The organism is Serratia sp. BNK-4 (genome assembly GCF_048685115.1).
In the GTDB taxonomy this organism is placed as follows: Bacteria; Pseudomonadota; Gammaproteobacteria; order Enterobacterales; family Enterobacteriaceae; genus Serratia; species Serratia bockelmannii.
Genome location: NZ_JBLQTM010000001.1, coordinates 2021411 through 2046337, shown reverse-complemented (window position 1 = coordinate 2046337; position 24927 = coordinate 2021411). Strand labels below are relative to the sequence as shown.

Sequence of the window (24927 nt, the reverse complement as noted above, 5' to 3'; positions counted from 1 at the left end):
CGTTACGCCTGAACAGACGGGATCTCCTCCAGATGACGATAAACCGTCAATCCCCACTCGTTGGCCAGCCGCACGTCGTTATCGGCCCCCGCAGACGCCCCTTCGATGCGATACACCGCCTGACACTGTGCAATCAGCCGATGCGCCACCGGGTAAAGAAACGCCTCGCTCACCGCATCGCCAACCTGAGTGGAACCTGCCGCCGCCGCCAAAGGCAGCGCCAGCCACTCGCCGATCACCGGCACGTGCCCCCGCTGGTAAACCGCCAGCGCGGCCTGTTCCAGGCGCGCCAGATTGGCGGCGATACGCTGCGGATCGCCATCGGTGCCGCTGCGATAAGGGCCGGCAATCAAGATTTGTTGTGCTTTCATCGTTCTTCCTCCAACGTCCGGTTCAAGGCGACAAACTGCAGCAACATGATGGTCTTGGCGTCAACGATCGTGCCCTGGCGAATCGCCTGCAGGGCTTGCGCCAGCGGCAGCTCGAGCACCTCCAGATCTTCCCCCTCCGCCGCCAACCCGCCGCCCTCGTTGATGCGGTCGCCCGCCTGATATTCGCCGACGAAAAAGTGCAGCTTCTCGGTGACCGAGCCTGGGCTCATATAGGCTTCGAATACTTTCTCCACGCTCTGCACGAAATAGCCGGTTTCCTCTTCCGCTTCGGCGCGGATGCGTGCCTCCGGCGACGCGTTGTCCAGCAACCCGGCGGCAGCCTCAATCAACATGCCGTCATGGCCGTTGACGAAGGCCGGAAAGCGGAACTGGCGCGTCAGGATCACCGTTTGCGCCTGCCGGTTGAACAGCAAAATGACCGCGCCATCACCGCGATCGTAGGTCTCGCGACTTTGCCGCTGCCAGACGCCGTCGCGCCGCAGAAAATCAAAGGTGGTTTTTTTCAGCAGGTACCAGTCATCGGACAACACCCGGGTTTCGACAATGCGAACCCTGTCTTTAGTGGCTATCATCGGTTTACTCCGCCAGAGGAAGGAAATTGATACTATCGTGCAGTTTCGTGTATGATCAAGATATTTCGTGCAAACCAAATTTGAGAGGAAAATGGCCATGTTGACCAGCCAGCGCAAGAAAATCATCCTGGAAAAACTGGCTCAGGACGGCCAGGTGTTAGCCAAGCAGCTCAGCGAAATGTTCGGGCTGTCGGAAGATACGGTCCGGCGCGATCTGCGCGAATTGGACGCCGAAGGGTTGCTACAGCGGGTGCATGGCGGCGCCCTGCCGGTTTCTTCCGCCATTGCCAGCTTTGCCGAACGCAATCAGTTGGAATCCGGCGCCAAACGCGCGATCGCCAAAGCGGCAGCGGCGCTGATCGCCCCCGGCCAGGTAGTGATTATCGACGGAGGCACCACCTCTGCAGAGCTGGTCAGGCAACTGCCGGCCAACCTCAACGCTACCATCGTCACCCACAGCCCCAGCGTCGCCGTGGGCCTGGTCGATCACCCCACGGTCGAGGTGATTCTGATCGGTGGCCGGCTGTACAAGCATTCGATCGTCAGCGTCGGCGCCGCCGCGGTGGAAGCGATGTCGCATATTCGCGCCGATCTCTATTTTATGGGCGTGACCGGCGTACACCCCACTGCGGGGCTGAGCACCGGCGATCTGGAGGAGGCTTACATCAAACGCGCGCTGGCGGCCCGCGCGGCGGAAACCGTGGTGCTGGCTTCCGCCGCCAAGCTTAACGCCGCCTCGCAGTATGCGATCGGCGATATTACGCTGGCGCACACCATCATCGTTGAGCGGGCTACCGATGACGCGCTGATCGCGCCGTTGCAGCAGGCGGGCGTCAGCGTGTTGAAAGCCTGATTCACGACGATAATGCGATATATCTCGCATTATTTGTGATTCACGTCACTTTTTTATGCAACGCGATGGCAAGTTTCATCCATTTGTTTTTATACTGTTCTGCACTTTACCTACGATAATTAGCGAGTGCCCAGCATGATCGATCCCCGCCTACCGCTTACCGACATTCACCGCCATCTCGACGGCAACATCCGCGCGCAGACCATTCTCGACCTCGGTCGCCAGTTCAATCTCGCCCTGCCGGCCAATGATTTGGAGAGCCTGCGCCCGCACGTGCAGATCACCCATGCCGAACCGGACCTGGTCAGCTTCCTGCAGAAACTGGACTGGGGCGTGGCGGTGCTGGGCGATCTGGACGCCTGCCGCCGGGTGGCTTACGAAAACGTCGAGGACGCCGCCAACGCCGGCCTGCACTACGCCGAGCTGCGTTTTTCCCCTTACTACATGGCGATGAAGCATCAGCTGCCGGTCGCCGGCGTGGTGGAAGCGGTGATCGACGGGATCCGCTCGGGCTGCCGCGATCGCGACATCGACATTCGCCTGATCGGCATCATGAGCCGCACCTTCGGCGAGGCTGCCTGTCTGCAAGAGCTGGAAGGATTGCTGGCGCACCGCGACGGCATTACCGCGCTGGACTTGGCGGGCGATGAGCTGGGCTTCCCCGGTAGCCTGTTCCTCAGCCACTTCAACCGCGCGCGCGACGCCGGCCTGCGCATCACCGTGCACGCGGGCGAAGCCGCCGGCCCGGAAAGCATCTGGCAGGCGATCCGCGAGCTGGGTGCCGAACGTATCGGCCACGGGGTGAAAGCGGTCGAAGATCCAGCGCTGATGGACTTCCTGGCGGAACACGGCATCGGCATCGAGTCCTGCCTGACCTCCAACATCCAGACCAGCACCGTGCCGTCGCTGGCGCAGCATCCGCTGGCCACTTTCCTGCGCCACGGCGTGCTGGCGTCGATCAACACCGACGATCCGGCGGTTCAGGGCATCGAGATCGAGCATGAATACCGCGTCGCCGCGCCGCAGGCCGGGCTGACGCCGGAAGAAATCCGCACCGCTCAGGAAAATGGCCTGAAGCTGGCTTTCCTCAGCGAACAGGAAAAACAGGCACTGCGCGCCAAAGTGCAGGGCTAAATCTCCCAAGGCGCCAAACGGCGCCTTCTTCTCATCCCCCGTTTTCTTCCGCCTGCTCGTCTTTATCGCTGTTTTCACCCCATCACTCTGTGGCAAGAGAGGAATTCCGTATGTCTGACAAACTACGCCGCATCGTGCTGACCGGCGGCCCGGGTTCGGGCAAAAGCACGCTCATCGACGTTCTTCATCACCGTGGTTACCCGCACTCCTTGGAGGCGGGCCGGGCGATTATTCAGCATCAGGTGAATATGGGGGGTAATGCGCTACCGTGGGGCGATCGTCAGGCTTTCGCCGAGCGGATGCTCGATTGGGAACTGCATTCATGGCGCGAAGCGACGGGTGCAACATGTTGGTTCTTCGATCGCGGCCTGCCGGATATCGCCGGTTACCTGACGCTGTGCGGATTATCGATCCCCGCCCCCTTAACGGCGGCGATCGACGCCTTTCGCTATGCCGATACGGTGTTCATCACCCCACCGTGGCGAGCGATTTATGCGCAGGACAGCGAGAGGAAACAGTCTTTCGCCGAAGCCGAGCAGACCTATCGGGCGATGGTGGCCATCTATCGCCGTTATGGCTATCGGCTGCAAGCGCTGCCGCGCGTTTCACCCGATGAGCGCGCCGACTTTCTGCTCGACGCGCTGAGCCACCGTTAGCGGCCTGCGGCCTATTTGGCCACCAGCGCCTCCGCCTCGGCCCGCTGTCTAGCGGTTTTACGCGCATAGCGCTGCGCCAGCACCGCGCACACCATCAGTTGAACCTGGTGGAAAATCATCAGCGGCAGCACCATGGCGCCCACCGCCGCGGCCGGGAACAGCACGTTGGCCATCGGGATGCCGTTCGCCAGGCTCTTTTTCGAGCCGCAGAAGACGATGGTGATCTCATCGGCGGTGTTGAAGCCCAGCCAGCGCGCCGCATAGGTGTTGATCACCAGCACCACCGTCAGCAGCACCAGCGACATCACCAGGATGGTCAGCAGCGACCAACCGTCGATACGGTGCCAAATCCCTTCCACCACCGCCGCGCTGAATGCGGTATACACCACCAGCAGGATCGATGAACGGTCGGTCAGGTTGATCAACTTGCGATGGCGATCGACCCACTTGCCGATCAATGGCCGCGCCAGGTGACCGACCACAAATGGCACCATCAATTGCAGAATGATCGAACCGATGGCGTGCAGCACGTCGGTATTGCCGCCCTGGGTATGCATCAACGCCCCCACCAGCAGCGGCGACAGGAACACGCCGAGAATGCTCGACGCCGAGGCGCTGCAAATCGCCGCCGCCACGTTACCGCCTGCCGCCGACGTAAAGGCAATGGCCGACTGCACCGTGGCCGGCAGCGCGCACAGATAGAGGAAGCCGAGATAGACCGTCGGCGTCATGATGCCCGGCACCAGCAGGTTCATCGCCAGCCCGAGCAGTGGGAACAGCGCAAAGGTACTGAGGAACACCAGCAGATGCAGCTTCCAGTGACTCATGCCAGCGATGATCGCCTCGCGCGACAGCTTGGCGCCGTGCATAAAGAACAGCAGCGCGATGGCGGCGGTAGTCAGGTGTTCAAAGAAGGTTTTCCAGATGCCTTCGCAGGGGAACAGCGAGGCGACGATCACCACCAAAATCAGAACCAGCAAAAATTTATCAATGCGCAAACGCTGCAACCAGGACATGAAACGGATTTCCTTGCACGTAGAGTCGTAAAAAGGCCCGACGTTGCGCCGGGCCACAGAGAAGTGGGCAGGATCAGAGCACCGGCAGCGCCTGCTGCAGCCGGGCCGATTCCAGCCCCAGTTCGATCAATGCCATCACCGCGATGGCGTCGGCGGCCGGCACCGGATTTTCGCCTATGCCGGCAATCGCGTCGCGCACCGCCGCGTAATAAGCCGGGTAGTTGCCGGGAATATTGAGCAGCGGCTGTTCCGCCAGCAGATCGCCGCGTGACAGCGTCACCACACCCTCGCGCATGTCATAGCCCCAGTCGGCCTGCGGCAAGCGTTCGCCGGCCTTCAGCCGGTCTTCCTGCGGATCCAGGCCGTATTTGACATAGCTGCCGCGAGTGCCGTGCACCACATAGCGCGGGCTCTCCGCCGCCGCCAGCATGCTGGCGTGCAGCACCACACGGCGATCGCCATAGCTCAGCAGCGCGTTGAAATAGTCCACCGCCTGCGCCCCCGGCCGCAGCTCACCCAGATCGACAAACAGCCGCTCGGGTTTGCCGAAGAGTTGCAGCGCCTGATCGAGCAGATGCGGCCCCAAATCGAACCAGATGCCGCTGCCGACGCCGCCCTGTTCGCGCCAGCGCTGACGCACCTGTGGCCGATAACGATCGAAGTGCGACTCGAAGTACACCACCTCGCCCAGCGAACCGTCGTTTAACAGCGCTTTAAGGGTGAGGAAATCGCTGTCCCAGCGGCGGTTGTGGAACACCGACAGCAGTAAACCGCTCTGCTGCGCCTGCTGTTGCAGCGCCTGCGCCTGTGACAATGTCACGGTAAACGGTTTATCCACCACCACGTGCTTGCCGGCGGCCAGCGCCTGCTGCGCCAGCGGGAAATGGGTATCGTTGGGGGTAGGAATTACGATCAGATCGAGGGCCGGATCGGCGAACAGCGCCTGCGCATCGCCCACCACCGCCATCGATGGCCAGTCGGCGTGCACTTTGCCGGCATCGCTGCTGGAGACGGCGGCCAGCTCCAGCCCCGGCGTACCGGCAATCAGCGGCGCATGAAAGGTTTTGCCGGCGTAGCCGTAACCGACCAACCCGACACGAATTTTCTCAGCCATGGGATTTCCTCTTGCTGGCTCACGACAGACCCTTTCGATTTGACACCATGCGGCCGGATGGAACAAGAAGTAAATGAGATGTTAATTCTAAGCGGGGCCGGCGTAGCCAAACGTGCGGCCCGGCGTCGCGATGCCGAGCTATCCGGTTGATAGAGATGACGAAGCCAATATTACCCGCTAAGCTATGCCGCCTGTGATCCCCGTTTCAATCAGGAAGCCTTTATGTCTCAAGCTGAATACACTCGTATCGGCGGTTGGTTGCTGGCCCCGTTGGCCTATCTGATCGTCACCCTGCTCAGCGCCAGCCTGATGCTGCTCCTGTACGCCATGGCGATCTTCATGCCCGAGTCGCGCGACTATCTGTTGACCAACGCCCAGGCATTTACCCTGCAGTGGTATTTTTCGGTGCTGACCACGCTCTTGATGTGGTGCTTCACCCTGTGGCTGGTGTTTTTGTTTTGCCAGCGCTCGCAGCGCTTCCCCAAGCTGTTCTTGTTATGGCTGCTGATCACGGTAATTCTGGCGGTGAAAGCCTTCGCCTTTGCGCCGGTGCCGGATGAAGTGGCGGTGCGCAGCCTCGGCTGGCCGCTGCTGATGGCGGCGCTGCTGGTGCCTTACATCAAGCGTTCGCAGCGGGTCAAAGGGACCTTTACCGAACGTTAAAGGGAGTTGCAGCACGTTTTATTGGGTGATTTGTGTAAATTTTCGCCAAAAAAGGCAATACCCCTGCGATTCATATGTTGTCGTCCGGCCGCCGATTCCCGATAATAGGCGGCTTTTATTTTTTTAGGCATCGCAATGACCGAATACCTGCTCCTGTTTGTCGGCACCGTACTGGTGAACAACTTCGTTCTGGTGAAGTTTCTTGGCCTGTGCCCGTTCCTCGGCGTTTCCAAGAAGCTGGAAAGCGCCATCGGCATGGGAATGGCCACCACCTTCGTCATGACGCTGGCTTCCGTCAGCGCCTGGGTGATCAACACCTTTATTCTGGTTCCGCTGGATCTGGTGTATCTGCGCACGCTCTCCTTCATTCTGGTGATCGCCGTGGTCGTGCAGTTCACCGAGATGGTGGTGCGCAAAACCAGCCCGGCGCTCTACCGCCTGCTGGGCATATTCCTGCCGTTGATCACCACCAACTGTGCGGTGCTGGGCGTAGCGTTGCTCAACGTCAACCTCGGCTATAACTTCCTGCAGTCCGCCGTTTACGGCTTCAGCGCCGCCGCCGGTTTCTCGCTGGTCATGGTGCTGTTCGCCGCCATTCGTGAACGTCTGGCGGTCGCCGACGTCCCGGCGCCGTTCCGCGGCTCCTCAATCGCGCTGATCACCGCCGGGCTGATGTCGCTGGCCTTTATGGGCTTTACCGGGCTGGTGAAATTCTAATGACTGCGTTGTGGATAGCTATCGCGGCTTTAAGCGCGCTCGGGCTGCTGTTCGGACTGGTGCTGGGCTACGCCGCGCGCCGTTTTGAGGTGGAAGAGGATCCGGTCGCCGAGCAGGTCGACGCGATCCTGCCGCAGAGCCAGTGCGGGCAGTGCGGCTACCCCGGCTGTCGCCCCTATGCCGAGGCGGTGGCCAACGGCGAGATGATCAACAAATGCGCGCCGGGCGGCGAACAGGTGATGCTGAAACTGGCGGAGCTGCTCAACGTAGAGCCGCAGCCGCTGGGCAGCGAAGCCGCCGCCGAGCCGGAGCGTAAAGTGGCCTATATCGACGAGGCCAACTGCATCGGCTGCACCAAGTGCATTCAGGCCTGCCCGGTGGACGCCATCGTCGGCGCCACCCGCGCCATGCACACCGTCATCACCGACCTCTGTACCGGCTGCGATCTGTGCGTCGCCCCTTGCCCTACCGACTGTATTGAAATGAGACCGGTCGCCACCACCACCGCCAACTGGAAGTGGGACATGAAGACGATCCCGGTGCAAGTGATCCACGTGGAGCAACATGCTTAATCTGTTCGCCGCCTTTAAAAAAGACCGGATCTGGGATTTCGACGGCGGGATCCATCCACCGGAAATGAAAACGCAGTCCAGCGGTGCGCCGCTGCGTGTCGCGCCCCTGCCCAAGACCTTTATCATTCCGCTGCAGCAGCATTTGGGGCCGGAAGGCGAGCTGTGCGTCAGCGCCGGCGATCGGGTGTTGAAAGGCCAACCGCTGACCGTCGGCCGCGGCCGCACCGTGCCTGTGCATGCCCCGACCTCGGGCACCGTCAGCGCCATTACCCCGCACATCACCGCTCACCCGTCCGGGCTGACGGAGCTGTGCGTGATTATCGAGGCAGACGGGGAAGACCGCTGGTGCGAGCGCGATCCGGTGGCGGACTATCGCCAATCGCCCGCCACGGAACTGATTCAACGTATTCATCAGGCCGGCATCGCCGGCCTGGGCGGCGCCGGTTTCCCGACCGCCAGCAAGCTGCAAGGCGGCATGAGCGGCGTGGAAACGCTGATCCTCAACGCCGCCGAGTGCGAGCCTTACATCACCGCCGACGACCGCCTGATGCAGGAACATGCCGATCAGATCATTGAAGGCACACAGATCCTGCAACACATTCTGCAGCCCAAGGTCACGCTGATCGGCATCGAAGACAACAAGCCGGAGGCAATCGCGGCGCTGAAACTGGCGTTGCGCGGCCAGTCCAGCATTGCGCTGCGCGTCATCCCGACCAAATACCCGTCCGGCGGCGCCAAGCAGCTGACCAAAATTTTGACCGGCAAGGAAGTGCCGCACGGCAAGCACTCCTCCGCTATCGGCGTATTGATGCAAAACGTCGGCACCGCCTTCGCCATCAAGCGAGCGATCGTCGACGGCGAACCGCTGATTGAGCGCGTAGTGACCCTGACCGGCGAGGCGATCGAGCGCCCCGGCAACCTGTGGGCGCGCATTGGCACGCCGGTGCAGCACCTGCTTGACTTCACCGGTTTCCGCCCGCAGGCGCAGCAGATGGTGGTCATGGGCGGCCCACTGATGGGCTTCACCCTGCCCGCGCTGAACGTGCCGATCGTCAAGATCAGCAACTGCATTCTGGCGCCGACGGTCGATGAAATGACGCCGCAGGAACCGGAGCAGTCCTGCATCCGCTGCGGCCTGTGCGTAGACGCTTGCCCTGCCGGGCTGCTGCCGCAACAGCTGTACTGGTTCAGCCGCGGGCAGGAGCACGACAAAGCGCGCAACCATAACCTGTTCGACTGCATCGAATGCGGCGCCTGCGCGTTCGTCTGCCCCAGCAACATTCCGCTGGTGCAGTACTACCGGCAGGAAAAGGCCGAAATCAAGGCTATCGATCTGGAGGCGGCGCGCACCGCCGAGGCCAAGGCCCGTTTCGAAGCCAAACAGGCCCGTCTGGAGCGCGAGAAACTGGCGCGCGAAGAGCGACATAAAAAGGCCGCCGTGAAACTGACCGACGACGATCAGGGCGCGGTGCAGGCCGCGCTGGCGCGCGTACGCAGCAAGAATGCCGAAGCGGCGGTTACGCCGGTCGACGGCCAGCAGCCGGACAACAGCGAGATGATCGCTGCCCGCGAAGCACGTAAAGCGCAGGCGCGCGAACGACGTGCCCAGCTGGCTGCCGAGGTGGAAACGAAAGCACCGCCGGCGGCCACCGGCGATGACGCGCGTAAAGCCGCCGTGGCCGCGGCGCTGGCCCGCGTGAAAGCGCGTAAAGAAGCGCCGGCCGCAACAGAGGACGATCCGCGGAAAGCGGCCGTTGCTGCCGCCTTGGCGCGCGTGAAGGCCAAAAAAGCGGAGCAACAATCTGACGCCCCTGCAGCGGCGGAACCGGCTCCGGCAACCGCCGAGGAAGATCCGCGCAAGGCCGCGGTGGCAGCGGCTATCGCCCGCGCCAAAGCCAAAAAAGCCGCGCAGCAGGCCGATGCCCCTGCAGCGGCGGAACCGGCTCCGGCTGCCGCCGAGGAAGACCCGCGCAAAGCAGCGGTTGCCGCGGCACTGGCACGTGTAAAAGCCAAGAAAGCCGCGCAACAGGCGGATGCTCCTGCAGCGGCGGAACCGGCTCCGGCAATCGCCGAGGAAGATCCGCGCAAGGCCGCGGTGGCAGCGGCTATCGCCCGCGCCAAAGCCAAAAAAGCCGCGCAGCAGGCCGATGCCCCTGCAGCGGCGGAACCGGCTCCGGCTGCCGTCGAGGAAGACCCGCGCAAAGCAGCGGTTGCCGCGGCACTGGCACGTGTAAAAGCCAAGAAAGCCGCGCAGCAGGCGGATGCTCCTGCAGCGGCGGAACCGACGCCGGTTGCCGCCGAGGAAGATCCGCGCAAAGCGGCGGTCGCGGCGGCTATCGCCCGCGCCAAAGCAAAAAAAACCGCCAGGGAATCGCTGGCGGCGGAAACGGAAGACAAATGATGACAGCGGCGCCTGGCCGAGGCCGGGCGCCGTTTAATCGATAGAAATCAGGTAGGTGTAATCCACTTCAATCTGGCGCAGTTTGGATTCCGGATTCCACTCTTTGGTTTGAATGATCTCCATTTCCATACTGCCGCGCACTTCATCCTTCAGCCCCGGCATCACATGCGAAATCAGGTAGCCGAAAAACTGCAAACACTCTTTCGCCGTCCCCTTATGGTTGATGGAGATAAACTCGCGGCCCGGCAGATGGAAGGTGTCGATCTGATGGTTGGAAAGAATATCCTTTTTGTGTTCAGGGTCGACCGCCATCACCAACGTGGATGAAAGCTCGTCGCCCTCCCCGGCATGGGGGGAATAAATGCTGTAAATTCGCCGACAGTCGACGTGCAACCCCTTGAAGAAGTCATTGAAAATCTCGTCCTTCATCGCCATGCAGGAAGAATATTCCAGCGCCTGTTCGGAGGCGAAATCCAGCCGGCGCGTGAAGCCGACCAGCTGCATGTCGGGCAGCGTCAACCGCTTCACTTCCGGATAATAACCGGCACCGTAGCTGGCTTCGAAGTTAAAGCGCGGCATCAGGTTTTTCACGTCCCAGTGCGCCATCGAGCGGTAGCGATTAGGCGTGGTGCCGAAGCGCTGCTTGAACATGCGGGTGAAGGTTTGCTGTGAATCGAAGCCCAGCTCATCGGAGATGTCGATGATGGAGCGGCGAGTAATGCGCAGCGCCACCGCGGCGCGCGTCAGGATGCGCGAACGGATATAGGTGGCGAGTTGAATGCCGGTAATACGCTTGAATTTACGCTGCAGATGCCACTTGGAATAGCCCGAAATACGCGCGACTTCATCCAGGTTTGGCCGTTTCTCCAGATGTATCTCCACCCACTCAATTAGCTCTTCAATAAAAAAAATGTCTTCATTTGTCATTATTATGGATTCACTGACTCAATAATGTTCGCGATAGTAACCTACACGGATTATGTGAAAGTTGTTATTTTGTGCGGAAATCTGGAGAAAAATGATATCTCATTCAGACGCTTACCCCATTTCCTGCGGTCGATGGCGGTACAAGTTCCACTGACAATTCCTCACGTTAGCCCATTTACCGACCAAAAAAAAATCAAATCGCGCCGTCCCGATCGCCAGATGTGCGGAAAGCCGAATACCCCTATCATTAAGGCGTATTACCCTCGCATCGAATCAGGTAGAATGCTCGGCTATCATTTTTGCCGCGCCCGCAATATGGCGCATCGAAACTGCCGCAGGCGCGGCGCAGAAGGTATCGTTACTCTATGAAGTTCAGGCCGGTATCACCCACAGCCGCCAAAGGCTTACACATCGCCAGCTCGCCTTTCACCCACAACCAGCAAAGCACCAGCCGCATCATGCTGTGGGTGATGTTGGCGTGCATTCCCGGCATCGCGGCGCAGATTTGGTTTTTCGGCTACGGCGTGCTGATCCAGGTGGCGCTGGCGGCGATCGTCGCGCTGGCCGCGGAAGGCGCGATCCTCAGGCTGCGCAAGCTGCCGGTGCGCAGCCGACTGGCGGATAACTCCGCCCTGCTGACCGCGCTGCTGCTCGGCATCAGCCTGCCGCCGCTCGCGCCGTGGTGGATGATCGTCATCGGCACCTTCTTCGCCATCGTTATCGCCAAACAGCTGTATGGCGGCCTTGGGCAAAACCCGTTCAACCCGGCGATGGTCGGTTACGTGGTGCTGCTGATCTCCTTCCCGGTGCAGATGACCAGCTGGCTGCCGCCGGATGAGCTGCGCGCCACTGCGCTGTCGCTCCACGACACGCTGCTGACCATTTTCAGTGGCCATACCTCGCAAGGCGCGACGCTGCACGAACTGCAGATAGGCGTGGACGGCATCAGCCAGGCCACGCCGCTCGACGGCTTCAAAACCGGCCTGCGCAGCGGCCACAGCGTGGAACAGGTGTTGCAGCAGCCGCTGTTCGGCGGCGCCCTGGCCGGCATCGGCTGGCAGTGGGTCAACCTCGGCTTCCTGGCCGGCGGCCTGTTTATGCTGGCGCGCCGCCTGATCCACTGGCAGATCCCGTTCAGCATGTTGGCCGCCATCGCCTTCTGTTCCGGCCTGGCCTGGTGGATCGATCCGGCGCATCAGGCTTCGCCGCTGATCCACCTGTTCTCCGGCGCCAGCATGCTGGGCGCGTTCTTTATCGCCACCGATCCGGTCAGCGCCTCGACCACGCCGAAGGGCCGTTTGATCTACGGCGCGCTGATCGGCGTGCTGGTGTGGCTGATCCGCGTCTATGGCGGATACCCTGACGGCGTGGCCTTCGCCGTGCTGCTCGCCAACATCACCGTCCCGTTAATCGACCACTACACGCAGCCGCGCGTGTACGGCCATCGCTAAGGAGCCGCCATGCTGAATTCCATGAGAAAGCACGGCACCACGCTGGCGGTGTTTGCGGCGGTCACCACCGGCCTGACCGCCGTGGTCTACGCCCTGACGAAAACCACCATCGCCCATCAGGCGGCGCTGCAGCAAAAAGCGCTGCTCGATCAGGTGGTGCCACCGGAAAACTACGACAACATCATGCAGAACGAATGCTTCCTGGTCAGCGATCCGGCGCTGGGCGACGGCGCGCCGCACCGTTTGTACCTGGCGCGCAAAAACGGGCAGCCGACCGCCGCCGCGCTGGAAACCACCGCGCCGGACGGCTACTCCGGCGCTATCAAACTGCTGGTCGGCGCCGATTTCAACGGCACGGTGCTCGGCACCCGGGTGATTGAACACCACGAAACCCCGGGGCTGGGTGACAAAATTGAACTGCGCATTTCCGACTGGATTTCTTTCTTCAGCGGCAAGAAAATCGAAGGCCCGGACGATAAGCGCTGGGCGGTGAAGAAAGACGGCGGTATGTTCGACCAGTTCACCGGCGCGACCATCACCCCGCGTGCGGTGGTCAATGCGGTGCGCCGCACGGCGTTGTATATGGAAACGCTGCCGCCTAAACTTGAAAGCTTACCTGCGTGTGGAGCCAGCGAATGAGTGAAGCCAAAGAATTGATCGTCCAGGGGTTGTGGAAAAACAACTCCGCCCTGGTGCAGTTGCTGGGCATGTGTCCGTTGCTGGCGGTGACCTCCACCGTCACCAACGCGCTGGGCCTGGGGCTGGCCACCACGCTGGTGCTGACGCTGACCAACGCCTCCATCTCCGCGGTGCGCCGCTGGGTGCCGAGCGAGGTGCGTATTCCTATCTACGTGATGATCATCGCCGCGGTGGTGAGCATCGTGCAGATGCTGATCAACGCCTATGCCTTCGGCCTGTATCAGTCGCTCGGCATCTTTATTCCATTGATCGTGACCAACTGCATCGTGGTGGGCCGCGCCGAAGCGGTGGCCGCCAAGAAGCCGGTCGGCCTCTCGGCGCTGGACGGCATGGCCATCGGCCTCGGTGCCACTGGCGTGATGGTGACGCTGGGCTCGATGCGCGAACTGTTGGGCAACGGCACGCTGTTCGACGGCGCCGATCAGCTGCTGGGCGGCTGGGCCAAGTCGCTGCGCATCGAAGTGGTGCATTTCGACAGCCCGTTCCTGCTGGCGATGCTGCCGCCGGGTGCCTTTATCGGCCTGGGGCTGCTGCTGGCGGTCAAATATCTGATCGACGAAAAAATGAAGGCGCGCAAAGCCCGCGCCGTGGCGGTGGAACCGCTGCTGGGACAAGGACGTGCTGAGAAGGCCTGATGAACAAGCAGAAGCGACTGGAAATTCTGACCCGGCTGCGCGACAACAACCCGCATCCGACCACCGAGCTGGTGTACACCACGCCGTTTGAGCTGCTGATTGCGGTGCTGCTGTCTGCACAGGCCACCGACGTGAGCGTCAACAAGGCGACCGCCAAGCTTTATCCAGTCGCCAACACCCCTGCCGCCATGCTGGCGCTGGGGGTTGATGGCGTCAAGGAGTACATCAAGACCATCGGCCTGTTCAACAGCAAGGCCGAAAACGTGATCAAAACCTGCCGCATGCTGCTGGAGCTGCACGGTGGCGAAGTGCCGGAGGATCGCGCCGCGCTGGAAGCGCTGCCGGGCGTCGGACGCAAGACCGCCAACGTGGTGCTCAATACCGCTTTCGGCTGGGCGACCATCGCCGTGGACACCCACATCTTCCGGGTGTGCAACCGCACCCACTTCGCGCCGGGCAAGAACGTCGATCAGGTGGAAGAGAAGCTGTTGAAGGTCGTGCCCGCCGAATTCAAGGTCGATTGCCACCACTGGCTGATCCTGCATGGGCGCTACACCTGCATCGCGCGTAAACCGCGCTGCGGTTCCTGCATTATCGAAGACCTGTGCGAGTATAAAGAAAAGGTTTATCCGGAATCCTGAGCCTGTTGGGTGCGGCAAACCGCACCCGTCGCTTCATCTCTCCCCGCCAGCGCCTCTTTTTTATCGGAAATGTGATATCGCGCAGCAGTAACCCCGGTGTTATCGCGGTTTTCAGTGAAAAACTCAGTGCCGTGTTATTTTCAAGCGAAAAATTAGTCGAAAATTGCGGTGAACGTCACGCTTTCAGGATCACAAGGCGTTCACAAATGCCAGCCCCGTTTTCTTAAATTTCTATAATTTTACAAAATGCGTCATATGCACAACATTCCAATGGATTAATAACCACACATACACTGATGCGCTAAAAAATAGCAATTCAGCAGAATATATCCCTGTTTAAAATCCGTATAGCTTTTAATCAAAACAAAAAATCGGCAAATCATTAAAACCCGAAAGTTAATACTGCATAACATTTGCAACATCGCAGCATAATCCTGCGAGCGTTAAATGTAACCGAATATGACAAACTGCTTGCCACGTTGACAAAGATAGTGAACATTAACCGCCGTCCCCATCCTATAACAACGCAAAAGGATGCCGTTCCGCATCAACTTTTGTACTTTCCCGTCCTCCAAAGACGGGCTGCGAAAAAACAGAGGTACCAGTGTCAACAGCAAACAACCAACACCCGGAGAGCGTTAGCCTTAACGCGTTCAAACAACCGAAAGCGTTCTATCTGATCTTCTCGATCGAACTGTGGGAGCGTTTCGGCTATTACGGCCTGCAGGGCATCATGGCGGTTTATCTGGTCAAGATGCTCGGCATGAGCGAAGCCGACTCCATCACCCTGTTCTCTTCCTTCAGCGCCCTGGTATACGGCTTCGTCGCCATCGGCGGCTGGCTGGGCGACAAGGTGCTGGGTGCCAAACGCGTGATCGTGCTCGGCGCACTGGTGCTGGCCGCCGGTTACGCCATGGTGGCCTACTCCGGCCACGACATCTTCTGGGTCTACATGGGTATGGCGACCATCGCCGTGGGCAGCGGCCTGTTCAAGGCTAACCCGTCCTCCCTGCTGTCCACCTGCTATGAGAAAGACGATCCGCGTCTCGACGGCGCCTTCACCATGTACTACATGTCGGTGAACATCGGTTCCTTCTTCTCCATGCTGGCCACCCCGTGGCTGGCAGCGAAATACGGCTGGAGCGTGGCGTTCTCCCTGAGCGTGGTCGGCATGCTGATCACCCTGGTCAACTTTATGATGTGCCACAAGTGGGTGAAGGAAAACGGCTCCAAGCCTGACTTCAAGCCGCTGCATCTGCCGAAACTGCTGATGGTGCTGGTCGGCATCGTGGCGTTGATCGCCGTGTCCAGCTGGCTGCTGCACAACCAGGTGATCGCGCGCTGGGCGCTGGCCCTCGTTTCCGCCGGCATCGTGCTGGTGTTCGCCAAGGAAACCTTCGCCCTGCACGGCGCCGCACGCCGTAAGATGATCGTCGCCTTCCTGTTGATGCTGGAAGCGGTGGTGTTCTTCGTGCTGTACAGCCAAATGCCAACCTCACTGAACTTCTTCGCCATCCACAACGTGGAACACAGCATCTTCGGCATCGCCTTCGAGCCTGAGCAGTATCAGGCGCTGAACCCATTCTGGATCATGCTCGCCAGCCCGATTCTGGCCGCGCTGTATAACAAAATGGGCGATCGCCTGCCGATGCCGCACAAGTTCGCTTTCGGTATGATCCTGTGCTCCTGCGCCTTCCTGGTGCTGCCATGGGGCGCCAGCTTCGCCAACGAACAGGGCATTGTGTCGGTCAACTGGCTGATCCTGAGCTACGCGCTGCAGAGCATCGGTGAGCTGATGATTTCCGGCCTGGGTCTGGCGATGGTGGCACAGCTGGTGCCGCAGCGTCTGATGGGCTTCATCATGGGTTCCTGGTTCCTGACCACCGCCGCCGCCGCGCTGATCGCCGGTAAGGTTGCCGGTCTGACCGCCGTCCCAAGCGACATCAACGACGCGCACGCTTCGCTGGCCATCTACAGCCATGTGTTTATGCAAATCGGCATCGTCACCGCCGTCATTGCTATCCTGATGATGCTGACCGCGCCGAAACTGTACCGCATGACGCTGGATACCACCGAAGACGCCAATCAGAAAGCGCAGGAAGCCACCGCGGCTCACTGATCGTCGGTAGATTGGGCGTAAATAAAAACACCGAGGTTAACGCCCCGGTGTTTTTTTATGCCCGCAATAAACGGGTTTACGCTAATTTGGGTTTATCGCTCAGGTTGGCCCACATGAATTCGCTTACCAGTGCGCTGTGGAATGCCGCCTGTTGCTTGTCGGCGGCGGCGCTGTGCCCGCCTTCGGTATTTTCATAGAAATAAGCCTGCTGATATCCCATCGCCTGCATGCGCGCCGCCATTTTGCGCGCGTGGGCCGGGTTGACCCGATCGTCGCTGGTCGCGGTATAGAACAACACCGGCGGATAGGCCGTCTGCGTCTGAATGTTGTGGTACGGCGAGAAGGTCTTGATGTAGGCCCACTCCTCCGGCTTGCTCGGGTCACCGTATTCGGCGATCCACGACGCGCCGGCAGAAAGCTGCGTATAGCGCTGCATGTCCAGCAGCGGCACTTCGCAAACGATGCAGCCGAACAGCTGCGGATACAACGTCAGCATATTGCCCACTAACAGGCCGCCGTTGCTGCCGCCGCGCGCGCCCAGATGCGGTGCCGAGGTCACCTTGCGTGCGATGAGATCTTCGGCCACGGCGGCGAAATCCTCGTAGGCGCGATGGCGGTTCTGCTTGAGCGCCGCCTGATGCCAGGCCGGGCCGTATTCGCCGCCGCCGCGGATGTTGGCCACCACGTATACCCCACCGCGTTCCAGCCAGGCCGGCGCCTTGCCGCCGAGATAGCCCGGCAGCAGCGGCACTTCAAACCCGCCGTAGCCATACAGCAGCGTCGGCGTGCTGCCGTCCGGTTTGAGATCTTTGGCGGCAATCTGGAAATACGGCACGCGGGTGCCGTCCTTGGAACGCGCAAAATGCTGGCTCACTTGGTAGCCTGACGCGTCAAAATCCTGCGGCGCCTGTTTCAGCAGCGTCGCCTCACCGCCATCGAGGTTGCCCATATACAGCGAGGTCGGTTGCAGGAATCCGCTGACCGTCAGGAAATAGGCGTTGCTCTCTTCGTCGATGCCGCCGGCGGAAAGGGTGCTGATGGCGCCGGGGTTGCCCAGCGGACGACGTTGCCAGCTGCCGCCCTGCGGCGTCAGCACTTCCAGACGGTTGACCACGTTATCCATGATACTGAGGATCAGATGATCGCGGGTGCCGCTGTAGCCGCTCAGCGCCTGCTCCGCCGTTGGGGTAAACAGCAGTTGCAGCTCGCGCTTACCCGCCAGATAGTCATCGAAGTTGGCCGCCAGCAGCGCGCCGGACGGATAGCGCTTGCCGCCCACCTCCCAGTCGCTGCTCGGTTTGATCAGCAGCCATTCCCGATGCGTATCCAGCTCGGCGTCGGCCGGAATATCGATTTTTTTCTGCCGGCCGTCCTGCATCAGCAAGAAATAGTCGCGGCGGTAGAAGTCCAGGCTGCGGCCGACGAAATCGCGCTCAAAACCCGGCGTGCGGTCGTGATAGGCGAAGACCGCCATGTCCTCGGGCTGCGCTTCGTACAGCGTTTCGGCGGCGCTCAGCGGCGTGCCGCGCCGCCAGCGCTTGGCGATGCGCGCGTAGCCGGACTGGGTCATCGAGCCGGGGCCGAAATCGGTGGCGATGAACAGCGTATCCCGATCGACCCAGGAGACCCGACTTTTCGCCACCGGTACATTAAAACCGTCTTTGACGAAGCGTTTGGCCACCAGATCGAATTCGCGGATCTCGGTGGCGTCACCGCCGTCCGGCGACAGCTGCATCAGGCAATAGCGGTATTCCGGCGCCAGCGGCTGCGAGCCCTGATAGATCCAATCCTTGCCCTCCGCTTTGCCCAACGCATCGATATCCAGCACCGTCTCCCAGGCCGGTTTGGCCTTGCGGTACTCGTCCAGCGTGGTGCGCCGCAGCAGGCCGCGCGGGTTGGCCCGATCCTGCCAGAAGTTGTAATAGTACTCGCCGCGTTTGCTCACCCACGGGATTTGGGTGTCTTTATTAAGGATATCCAGGACTTCGCGCTCAATGCGCTGAAAGTCTTCACCCTGGCCGAAACGCGCCACGGTGCGCTGATTTTCCTGCTGCACCCATTGCAGCGCTTTTTTACCCTGCAGCTCCTCCAGCCACAGGAAGTCATCGCCGGCGGCCGCGCCGCCCTCCGCCGCCATCGCCAGGCGGATACTGTTAGGTAATGAAGTCATCGCGAATACGGCTCCTGCGGTTTGCGCACTGAGTTTAATGAACTGACGTCGATTGGTGACCGGCAAAATCAAGCTCCTTTTGAGTCGGCTGCAACGCCGCCCCGTCATGGGCGACAGCCTGTGAAATAAGAGTCATTTTCAACAAGGTAGGCGTTTGGCGGCGCGGAGTCAAAGCCCGCGGGCACCGCGTTGAGTCAGGATTGAGGATAGTGGATCAGATCGTGGATGCGCACCGTTTGTGAACTGGCGTTGCGGTAGGCGTGCGGCCGATCGGCCTGAAAGCGCATCGCTTCGCCGGCCGCCAGGCTGTGCCATTCGCCGTCGATCGCCAATTCTAGTCGGCCGCTGATCACGATCACATGCTCGATCACGCCCGGCTCATGGGGCGACGATTCGCTGAGCGCGCCCGGTGCGAGATCGATGACGAACATATCGAAACCCAGCTGGCGGTCGTAGGGAAACAGCGGCACCACGCGCATATCAGCATTGTCCTGATCGTACACCGGCAGTTCACCGTAGCGGTGCAGCGTCGCCTGTTGCTGAGCGGGCGACGCCTCAAGAAAGGCGGAGAACGCCACGTTGAAGCCGGTGGCGATCTTCCACAGCGTCGCCACCGTCGGGCTGGATTCACCGCGTTCAATCTGCCCGAGCATCGCTTTGCTGACGCCGGTGTATTCCGCCGCCTGCGTCAGGCTCCAGCCGCGCTGTGTGCGCAGCGTGCGAAGGGTGTGCGCCAAATGGCCGGCAAGTTCCTGCATCCTGTTCTCCTCTGCGTATCGTGCCCGATTATACCCGCTTGTGCGCTATAGCGCACGGTGCTATGCTGATTTCTTGTCGTGCGTTATAACGCACAATTACCGATTGGAGCTCCTCATGCGCCCAGCCCTCTCCCTGCGCCATCTGACCCTGCCCGCCATCATGGCCGGCTTTGTCGCCGTTCTGGTGGGTTACACCAGCTCTGCCGCGATCATTTTCCAGGCCGCCGCCGCCGCAGGCGCCACGCCGGCGCAGATCGGCGGCTGGCTGAGCGCACTGGGGATCGCGATGGGTGTCACCTCGCTCGGGCTCTCGCTTTACTACCGCACCCCGATCCTCACCGCCTGGTCGACGCCCGGCGCGGCGCTGCTGGTCACCAGCCTGCCCGGCACGCCGATCAACGAGGCGATCGGCGTGTTTATCTTCGCTTCCGGTCTGATCCTGCTGTGCGGCGTCACCGGGCTGTTCGCCCGCCTGATGGACTACATCCCGCAGGCGATTTCTGCGGCGATGCTGGCGGGGATCTTGCTGCGTTTCGGGCTGGACGCCTTCGCTTCGCTGCAGCTCAATTTCCCCCTCAGCGCCGGCATGGGGCTGGCCTATCTGCTCAGCCGCCGTTATCAACCGCGCTACGCCATCGTGCTGACGCTGGCGGTTGGGCTGGCGATCGCCGCGCTGCAGGGCAATATCCAGCTGACGCAGCAAGCGCCGGCGTTCGCCATGCCGGAATTTATCGCGCCGCATTTCAATTGGCCGACGCTGCTCGGCATCGGCGTGCCCTTCTTCGTGGTCACCATGGCTTCGCAAAACGCCCCCGGCATCGCCACGTTGCAGGCGGCGGGCTACCGCGTCCCCACCTCACCGCTGATCGCCTGGACGGCGCTGACCGCACTGCTGCTGGCGCCGTTCGGCGGCTTCTCGGTGTGCATCGCCGCCATTACCGCCGCCATCTGCATGGGGCCGGACGTGCATCCCGATCCGCAGCGGCGCTATATGGGCGCGGTGGCCGCCGGCGGCTTCTACCTGCTGGCCGGGTTGTTCGGCGGCGCCATCGGCCTGCTGTTCAGCGCGTTGCCGGTCGCCTTGATCCACACCATTGCCGGGCTGGCGTTGCTCGGCACCATCGGCGGCAGCCTGCAACGTGCGCTGCATGATGAAAAACAGCGCGACGCGGCGCTGATCGCCTTCCTCATCACCGCCTCCGGCGTCACGCTGCTCGGCATCGGTTCGGCCTTCTGGGGCATTGTCGGCGGCGCTATCGCCCATCTGCTGCTGTCGCTGCCGCGGCGAGCCTCCGAGGCGTAACGGGCGGTCTACATTGACAAGCGGCGCCGTGGCACCTTCACTTTCTCTGTCGTCTGAATGTCAATCCACCTAATAAGTGACGCTGTCACCAAGGAAGCTTATGACCGAGAAAGCCGCGCTGTTGGCCCAGCGCCTGATACGCAATGTCAAACAGGTAGAGATGAAGCATGACCGGCGGCCGCCGCTGTATGACAGCGTCGGCGCTCGCCTCGGCACCGGCACCGCCGCCGACAAGCTGGGCGCTTCTTTCGATTGTGTGGCGCCGGGCATGCGCTCCTGCCCCTACCATTTTCACTACGCTCAGGAGGAAATGTTCATCATTTTGGAAGGCAGCGGTACGCTGCGCGTGGCCGGAGAAATGCTGCCGATCGTCAGCGGGGATGTCATTTTCATTCCGCCTGGCCCGGAATACCCGCACCAGATCATCAACACCTCCGATGCGCCGCTGAAGTACCTGTCCGTCAGCACGCGCGAACAGCCGGAAGTGGTGATGTATCCGGACTCAGGCAAATACCAGGCGATGGCGCGCGGCAATAACGGCGAACAGGTGCGTTATCTGCAACGCCCTTCAGCCTCGCTCGATTACTGGCAGGATGAACCCTGAATCGCCGGCCGGCAACGGGAGATCCAACGCGCGCGCCGCCAGCTCGGCCACGCGGAAGTCGATATCCGCCGCCTGCCCGTCTTCCATAAACCAGGCGGCGGAGAGCCCCGCCCAGGCCAGGATCCATTGCAGCAAGCGCCGGCGTTCCAGCCCGGCCAAGCGACAGACCTGTTCCACGCGCCGCTGGAAAATGGCCGGGTCGGTGGCGATGCCGTAGTTGGGATTACAGAAGATATTGGCGTAATCGAAGCCCCGTTCGCCGTACAAACGCTTGGGATCGATCGCCAGCCAGCCGCGTTCGCCGAAGTCCAGCACGTTGTCATGGTGGATATCACCGTGCAGCACGCTTTCATCTCGCGGGCTACTCAGCAATTCCGCCGCCGTCGTGGCGCTGAGACGCAGCATGCCGCCGTGCGCCTGCGCCGCCGGCCACAGCGAGCTGAACCACTCTTGCAACGGGATCAATTCGGGCAGCGGTGCCGCGCGCGGCGCATGCAAGGCGGCGATCGCCCGGCACAGGATCGCCGTGGCCTGCTCATCGTCGCCGTCACGCACCAGCTGCGCCAACGAGCTTTCGCCCTGTGCGCGCTCCAGCAGAATGCCGTCTTCGTGCCACGCCAACACCTGCGCGGCGCCTTCCCCGCGCCACCAGCACATCAGCTGGCCGCCGAAGCGCTCCTCCTGCTCGCGGGCGATCTTCAGCATGGCGGCCTCGCCCCGGTAACGCACCGGCATCAGCAGGCTGCTGTGGGTTTCGAAGGCTTTACCGTCCTGTTCCAGTTGCCAGCGTTGCAGGTAGGGAGTAAAAAGCGGGTTCATCGTCTCATGCGTCCTTGTGGCCGATCTGCGCCGCACTGTCACATTCGGGTGAGAGACGACGTATAAAATAAAGAGGGATGATACGCTCATATATCATCGGTGTGCGGCGTCTGGCCGCCGTTTCCTCAGTATCCTAACCAAGTTTGTCGCTTTTATTAACCGGTCTTGCGCGGGGTTTGATCATGACATCATTAAAACGCACGAATTATCCGCAGTTGCCTACGCCGGGCGGCCCCTATGTGCATGCGGTGCGCCACGGCGATCGCCTGTATGTGTCGGGCTTGACGGCCTTCGCCACCGACGCGCAAGGCTTGAACGCGCCGGAACAGACGCAGGAGATCCTCGAGCAATTGGCGACCATCGCCGCCAGCGAAGGCGTGAATCTCAAGGCCTTGATTAAAATCAGCGTGTTCCTGACCGACATCGCCGATCTGGCGGGCGTGCGCCCGGTGCTGTTTGACTATTTCGACGGCGCGCTGCCGGCCTGTTCACTGATGGCGGTCAGCGCGTTGTTCTCACCGCAGGTGTGCGTAGAGATAGAGGCGGTGATGGCGTTGCAATAAGGCGCGGCTAGAGCACAATGCTGATTCAGTTAAGCGTTTTTCTGCAGGCGTTCGTGACATTTTCGGTCGATAAAAGTGAGATGCCTCATGTGGCTCACTCACCTCGACCGAGCCAGGGGCCGAAGGCGCGGCCCCTGGCAACCCGCGCCTTTGCCCTATCAGACGGTTGGCTTTGCCAACTGCCCTCTCTCCGCCATAGCACATTGAGGCCGGTTGCGACAGGCGTCCCTGCCTGTCTCACCTGAAACCGCCGTCCATGGCGGTTTCTCCTAATGCGCTATGCCTGCGTTCGGCGTCTTCAAGGGCGCCCAACACCGCGCTCATCTCCAACTTCTCTGCCATAACCTCATCAGCGGCAGATTTCCCGGTAGCTGCCAGCTCGGGTGTTGACCTTTAACGCGCATCACCGGCTGCCGAGCAAGGCGGCGTTGTCAGGGGCAACCGGCCAGGGAAGGCCGGTTGAGGCGAGACTAACAGGGACGTTTGTCGCAGCCGACCCGCCCGACAATGCAGACACGGCGAGGGTATCCGCGCAGCGGACAGGCGGTGTTAAGCAAAGGCGCGGGTGTAGGGGCCGCGCCATCGGCCCCTACAATTGCCGTTCATGTTGGCCACAAAGAAATGCGGAACATTGACGGCAATTCCCCTGCACAGAACGCCCAGAGGCTGGATAAGAAAAATGCCACTCAGGCTTAAGTGAGCGGCATTGCGGCTAGAGCGCGCCTTCATCCGGCATGCAGGGGCCGATCTTGAACCAGGCTTTGGCGATCTGCCCCTGTTCCACTTCGTAAATGGCGATGACATCCATTTTGCCGCGCCCCTGCGGGAAGTTGCGCGTCACCACTTCCTGATCGACCACCATATTCCCCACCGCCATGCGTTTTATCCGTTCGCCATACAGACTCGGCTCCTGGAAACGCACAAGATGCCGTTCACGGATCGCCGCCTTGCCGCTGGCCAGCAGCGTGTCGGGATGCTCGTAATACTGCGCGTCGTCCGCCCAGCAGGCCATAAAGGCCTCGATGTCGCGGGCGTTATAGGCGTCAAGCTGTTGTTGAACCACATCCTGCGGGCGTGCCGTTTTATCGTTCATCACATCCTCCTGCCGAAGTTAACCGCCGCATACGTCGAACCCATCACGTTAACCGCCCAGTGCTGCAGCTTGATGACACGGCGAGTTTTGAATAAAAAACCAAAAATAGCGAATAAATAACCTATCACGCCCGATGGGTAATTCAAGCGCCCGCGCATAAATTTTCTGCGCCGCGCCAGGGGCGATGAAAACCGCATAACGCCACGCGTTAATTTTTGCGGCGGTTAGGGAAATTCTGCTAATTTAGCGTGAACAGCCTGATGATAACGAAATGCTATGCAGCAAAAACCGGTGTTGGACGAAGCCAGACAGTTAAAACGACTCAACGCCGCCACGCGGCGCCAATCCCATATGTACAAATGGATCGCGCTGATTGCGGCGCTAGATGCGCTGTTGGTGTTTTGGTATGACCGGGATATGCGCAACGTCACCTTCTCGGGAGCGGTTGCGCTGGTGTGCGGCTATTTGTGGATCCGCGATCGCAACAAGGCCCGGGGTTACCGGCGCGAGTTCGACCGCAAATTCGGCAAGCGCAGCGGCGATTAAGGCTGCATTGCTTCCAGCACTTTAGCGCTGTCGACGATCTGCACGAACTTCACGATTTTTCCGGCGCGAAGCGTATAAATATGCGCAAAGGAGGCGCTGAAGGATTTGCCGGTGGCCCGGTAAGTGCCGTGATAAAAACCCTGAGCGATCACGTTGTCGCCGGCATCGTAAAAGTGATCGACGTCGGCGCGGTAACCTTGCCATTCGCTGCCCAGGCGCTGATGCACGTTCTTGATGATGTTCTCCGGGCCGATATAGGTACCGGCGTAAGGGAAACCCGCGGCTTCGGTCCACTCTGCATCGGGGGCCAGCGCCGCCAGCAGATTGCGGCCGTTTTCTTCGGAGCTGCCTTCATAGGTTGCGCGCACTATTTCAAGAGGGGTTGGCATGTCTCTTCTCCAAATGGCTGATGAGGATATTCCGGCCATCCCCGCGGACACAGGCTCTCACCAAGCGGAGACGGCGGAATGCGGCTATTCTAGGTTGCTTGTTTCGCTGCAAAAACCGCA

Annotated in this window: 26 protein-coding genes; 16 read left to right on the top strand and 10 right to left on the bottom strand. The window is 61.0% G+C overall.

The annotated features are described in order from the left end of the window. Positions 1 to 2: 2 nt before the first annotated feature. Together ACMGGW_RS10015 and ACMGGW_RS10010 are read right to left on the bottom strand one after the other, a co-directional pair. A complete protein-coding gene (locus ACMGGW_RS10015; RefSeq protein WP_033640470.1) occupies positions 3 to 371 on the bottom strand; it encodes a hypothetical protein in 369 nt (122 codons plus the stop codon). Next, positions 368 to 964 (bottom strand): NUDIX domain-containing protein, encoded by a 597-nt coding sequence (locus ACMGGW_RS10010; protein ID WP_025302691.1) that lies wholly within the window; start codon positions 962 to 964, stop codon positions 368 to 370. The genes ACMGGW_RS10015 and ACMGGW_RS10010 overlap by 4 nt, the downstream gene beginning before the upstream one ends. A 97-nt stretch (positions 965 to 1061) precedes the next feature. Between ACMGGW_RS10010 and ACMGGW_RS10005 the strand changes: the two genes are divergently transcribed. The 3 genes from ACMGGW_RS10005 (at position 1062) to ACMGGW_RS09995 (ending at position 3607) form a co-directional block, all read left to right on the top strand. Next, positions 1062 to 1817: a DeoR/GlpR family DNA-binding transcription regulator gene (locus ACMGGW_RS10005; protein ID WP_025302690.1), complete on the top strand. Its 756-nt coding sequence runs from the start codon at positions 1062 to 1064 to the stop codon at positions 1815 to 1817. Positions 1818 to 1952: 135 nt separating this feature from the next. Continuing rightward, entirely contained in the window at positions 1953 to 2951 is a 999-nt protein-coding gene (add, locus tag ACMGGW_RS10000) for an adenosine deaminase (protein WP_016927887.1), read from the top strand. Between the two features lie 110 nt (positions 2952 to 3061). Continuing rightward, on the top strand, positions 3062 to 3607 hold the full coding sequence (locus ACMGGW_RS09995) for an AAA family ATPase (RefSeq protein ID WP_197831956.1): 546 nt from the start codon (positions 3062 to 3064) through the stop codon (positions 3605 to 3607). 11 nt (positions 3608 to 3618) lie between these two features. Here the strand turns inward: ACMGGW_RS09995 and ACMGGW_RS09990 are convergent, their stop codons facing one another. Next, entirely contained in the window at positions 3619 to 4623 is a 1005-nt protein-coding gene (locus ACMGGW_RS09990) for a bile acid:sodium symporter (protein WP_197831955.1), read from the bottom strand. 73 nt (positions 4624 to 4696) lie between these two features. Beyond that, complete coding sequence (locus tag ACMGGW_RS09985) at positions 4697 to 5737, bottom strand: oxidoreductase (RefSeq protein ID WP_197831954.1); 1041 nt, start codon at positions 5735 to 5737, stop codon at positions 4697 to 4699. A gap of 222 nt (positions 5738 to 5959) precedes the next feature. Between ACMGGW_RS09985 and ACMGGW_RS09980 the strand changes: the two genes are divergently transcribed. From ACMGGW_RS09980 to rsxC, 4 genes are all read left to right on the top strand, one after another. Then, positions 5960 to 6400 (top strand): DUF2569 domain-containing protein, encoded by a 441-nt coding sequence (locus ACMGGW_RS09980; protein WP_089180846.1) that lies wholly within the window; start codon positions 5960 to 5962, stop codon positions 6398 to 6400. A 135-nt stretch (positions 6401 to 6535) separates the two neighbouring features. After that, on the top strand, positions 6536 to 7117 hold the full coding sequence (rsxA, locus tag ACMGGW_RS09975; RefSeq protein WP_004938443.1) for an electron transport complex subunit RsxA: 582 nt from the start codon (positions 6536 to 6538) through the stop codon (positions 7115 to 7117). Next, positions 7117 to 7689 (top strand): electron transport complex subunit RsxB, encoded by a 573-nt coding sequence (gene rsxB, locus ACMGGW_RS09970; protein ID WP_004938428.1) that lies wholly within the window; start codon positions 7117 to 7119, stop codon positions 7687 to 7689. Before rsxA ends, rsxB begins: the two co-directional genes overlap by 1 nt. Beyond that, on the top strand, positions 7682 to 10090 hold the full coding sequence (rsxC, locus tag ACMGGW_RS09965; RefSeq protein WP_197833442.1) for an electron transport complex subunit RsxC: 2409 nt from the start codon (positions 7682 to 7684) through the stop codon (positions 10088 to 10090). Before rsxB ends, rsxC begins: the two co-directional genes overlap by 8 nt. 33 nt (positions 10091 to 10123) lie before the next feature. Here the strand turns inward: rsxC and ACMGGW_RS09960 are convergent, their stop codons facing one another. After that, a complete protein-coding gene (locus tag ACMGGW_RS09960) occupies positions 10124 to 11017 on the bottom strand; it encodes a helix-turn-helix domain-containing protein (RefSeq protein ID WP_049204303.1) in 894 nt (297 codons plus the stop codon). 365 nt (positions 11018 to 11382) lie between these two features. Here ACMGGW_RS09960 and rsxD point away from each other — a divergent pair, with 365 nt between their 5' ends. The 5 genes from rsxD to dtpA all read left to right on the top strand — a co-directional run bounded on the left by rsxD (position 11383) and on the right by dtpA (position 16562). After that, a complete protein-coding gene (rsxD, locus tag ACMGGW_RS09955; protein WP_420279398.1) occupies positions 11383 to 12468 on the top strand; it encodes an electron transport complex subunit RsxD in 1086 nt (361 codons plus the stop codon). A gap of 9 nt (positions 12469 to 12477) precedes the next feature. After that, positions 12478 to 13107, top strand: coding sequence for an electron transport complex subunit RsxG (rsxG, locus tag ACMGGW_RS09950; RefSeq protein WP_025302683.1), 630 nt, complete (start codon positions 12478 to 12480; stop codon positions 13105 to 13107). Further along, positions 13104 to 13802 carry an electron transport complex subunit E gene (locus ACMGGW_RS09945; RefSeq protein ID WP_060432973.1) on the top strand — a complete coding sequence of 233 codons (699 nt, stop codon included), beginning with the start codon at positions 13104 to 13106 and terminating at the stop codon, positions 13800 to 13802. Before rsxG ends, ACMGGW_RS09945 begins: the two co-directional genes overlap by 4 nt. Next, positions 13802 to 14443 (top strand): endonuclease III, encoded by a 642-nt coding sequence (gene nth / locus ACMGGW_RS09940; protein WP_019455952.1) that lies wholly within the window; start codon positions 13802 to 13804, stop codon positions 14441 to 14443. The genes ACMGGW_RS09945 and nth overlap by 1 nt, the downstream gene beginning before the upstream one ends. A gap of 604 nt (positions 14444 to 15047) precedes the next feature. Continuing rightward, positions 15048 to 16562, top strand: a complete 1515-nt coding sequence (gene dtpA, locus ACMGGW_RS09935; protein WP_025302681.1) for a dipeptide/tripeptide permease DtpA — start codon at positions 15048 to 15050, stop codon at positions 16560 to 16562. Positions 16563 to 16638: 76 nt separating this feature from the next. Here the strand turns inward: dtpA and ACMGGW_RS09930 are convergent, their stop codons facing one another. Together ACMGGW_RS09930 and ACMGGW_RS09925 are read right to left on the bottom strand one after the other, a co-directional pair. Then, a complete protein-coding gene (locus ACMGGW_RS09930; RefSeq protein WP_197831951.1) occupies positions 16639 to 18732 on the bottom strand; it encodes a prolyl oligopeptidase family serine peptidase in 2094 nt (697 codons plus the stop codon). A 194-nt stretch (positions 18733 to 18926) separates the two neighbouring features. Beyond that, positions 18927 to 19490: a helix-turn-helix domain-containing protein gene (locus ACMGGW_RS09925; RefSeq protein WP_025302679.1), complete on the bottom strand. Its 564-nt coding sequence runs from the start codon at positions 19488 to 19490 to the stop codon at positions 18927 to 18929. A gap of 115 nt (positions 19491 to 19605) precedes the next feature. Between ACMGGW_RS09925 and ACMGGW_RS09920 the strand changes: the two genes are divergently transcribed. Beyond that, on the top strand, positions 19606 to 20793 hold the full coding sequence (locus ACMGGW_RS09920; protein WP_025302678.1) for a benzoate/H(+) symporter BenE family transporter: 1188 nt from the start codon (positions 19606 to 19608) through the stop codon (positions 20791 to 20793). Between the two features lie 100 nt (positions 20794 to 20893). Continuing rightward, on the top strand, positions 20894 to 21397 hold the full coding sequence (locus ACMGGW_RS09915) for a cupin domain-containing protein (RefSeq protein ID WP_197831949.1): 504 nt from the start codon (positions 20894 to 20896) through the stop codon (positions 21395 to 21397). On the opposite strand, the gene ACMGGW_RS09910 is transcribed toward ACMGGW_RS09915, so the two are convergent. Next, on the bottom strand, positions 21362 to 22216 hold the full coding sequence (locus ACMGGW_RS09910; protein WP_025302676.1) for an aminoglycoside phosphotransferase family protein: 855 nt from the start codon (positions 22214 to 22216) through the stop codon (positions 21362 to 21364). The genes ACMGGW_RS09915 and ACMGGW_RS09910 overlap by 36 nt on opposite strands. Before the next feature lie 182 nt (positions 22217 to 22398). Between ACMGGW_RS09910 and ACMGGW_RS09905 the strand changes: the two genes are divergently transcribed. Further along, complete coding sequence (locus tag ACMGGW_RS09905; protein WP_025302675.1) at positions 22399 to 22779, top strand: RidA family protein; 381 nt, start codon at positions 22399 to 22401, stop codon at positions 22777 to 22779. 712 nt (positions 22780 to 23491) lie between these two features. Here ACMGGW_RS09905 and ACMGGW_RS09900 read toward each other — a convergent pair. After that, entirely contained in the window at positions 23492 to 23872 is a 381-nt protein-coding gene (locus ACMGGW_RS09900; protein ID WP_025302674.1) for a nuclear transport factor 2 family protein, read from the bottom strand. 276 nt (positions 23873 to 24148) lie between these two features. Here ACMGGW_RS09900 and ACMGGW_RS09895 point away from each other — a divergent pair, with 276 nt between their 5' ends. Beyond that, positions 24149 to 24418 (top strand): hypothetical protein, encoded by a 270-nt coding sequence (locus ACMGGW_RS09895; protein ID WP_004938382.1) that lies wholly within the window; start codon positions 24149 to 24151, stop codon positions 24416 to 24418. On the opposite strand, the gene ACMGGW_RS09890 is transcribed toward ACMGGW_RS09895, so the two are convergent. After that, on the bottom strand, positions 24415 to 24807 hold the full coding sequence (locus tag ACMGGW_RS09890; protein ID WP_004938379.1) for a nuclear transport factor 2 family protein: 393 nt from the start codon (positions 24805 to 24807) through the stop codon (positions 24415 to 24417). The two genes, ACMGGW_RS09895 and ACMGGW_RS09890, sit on opposite strands and share 4 nt — an antisense overlap. Between the last annotated feature and the right edge of the window lie 120 nt (positions 24808 to 24927).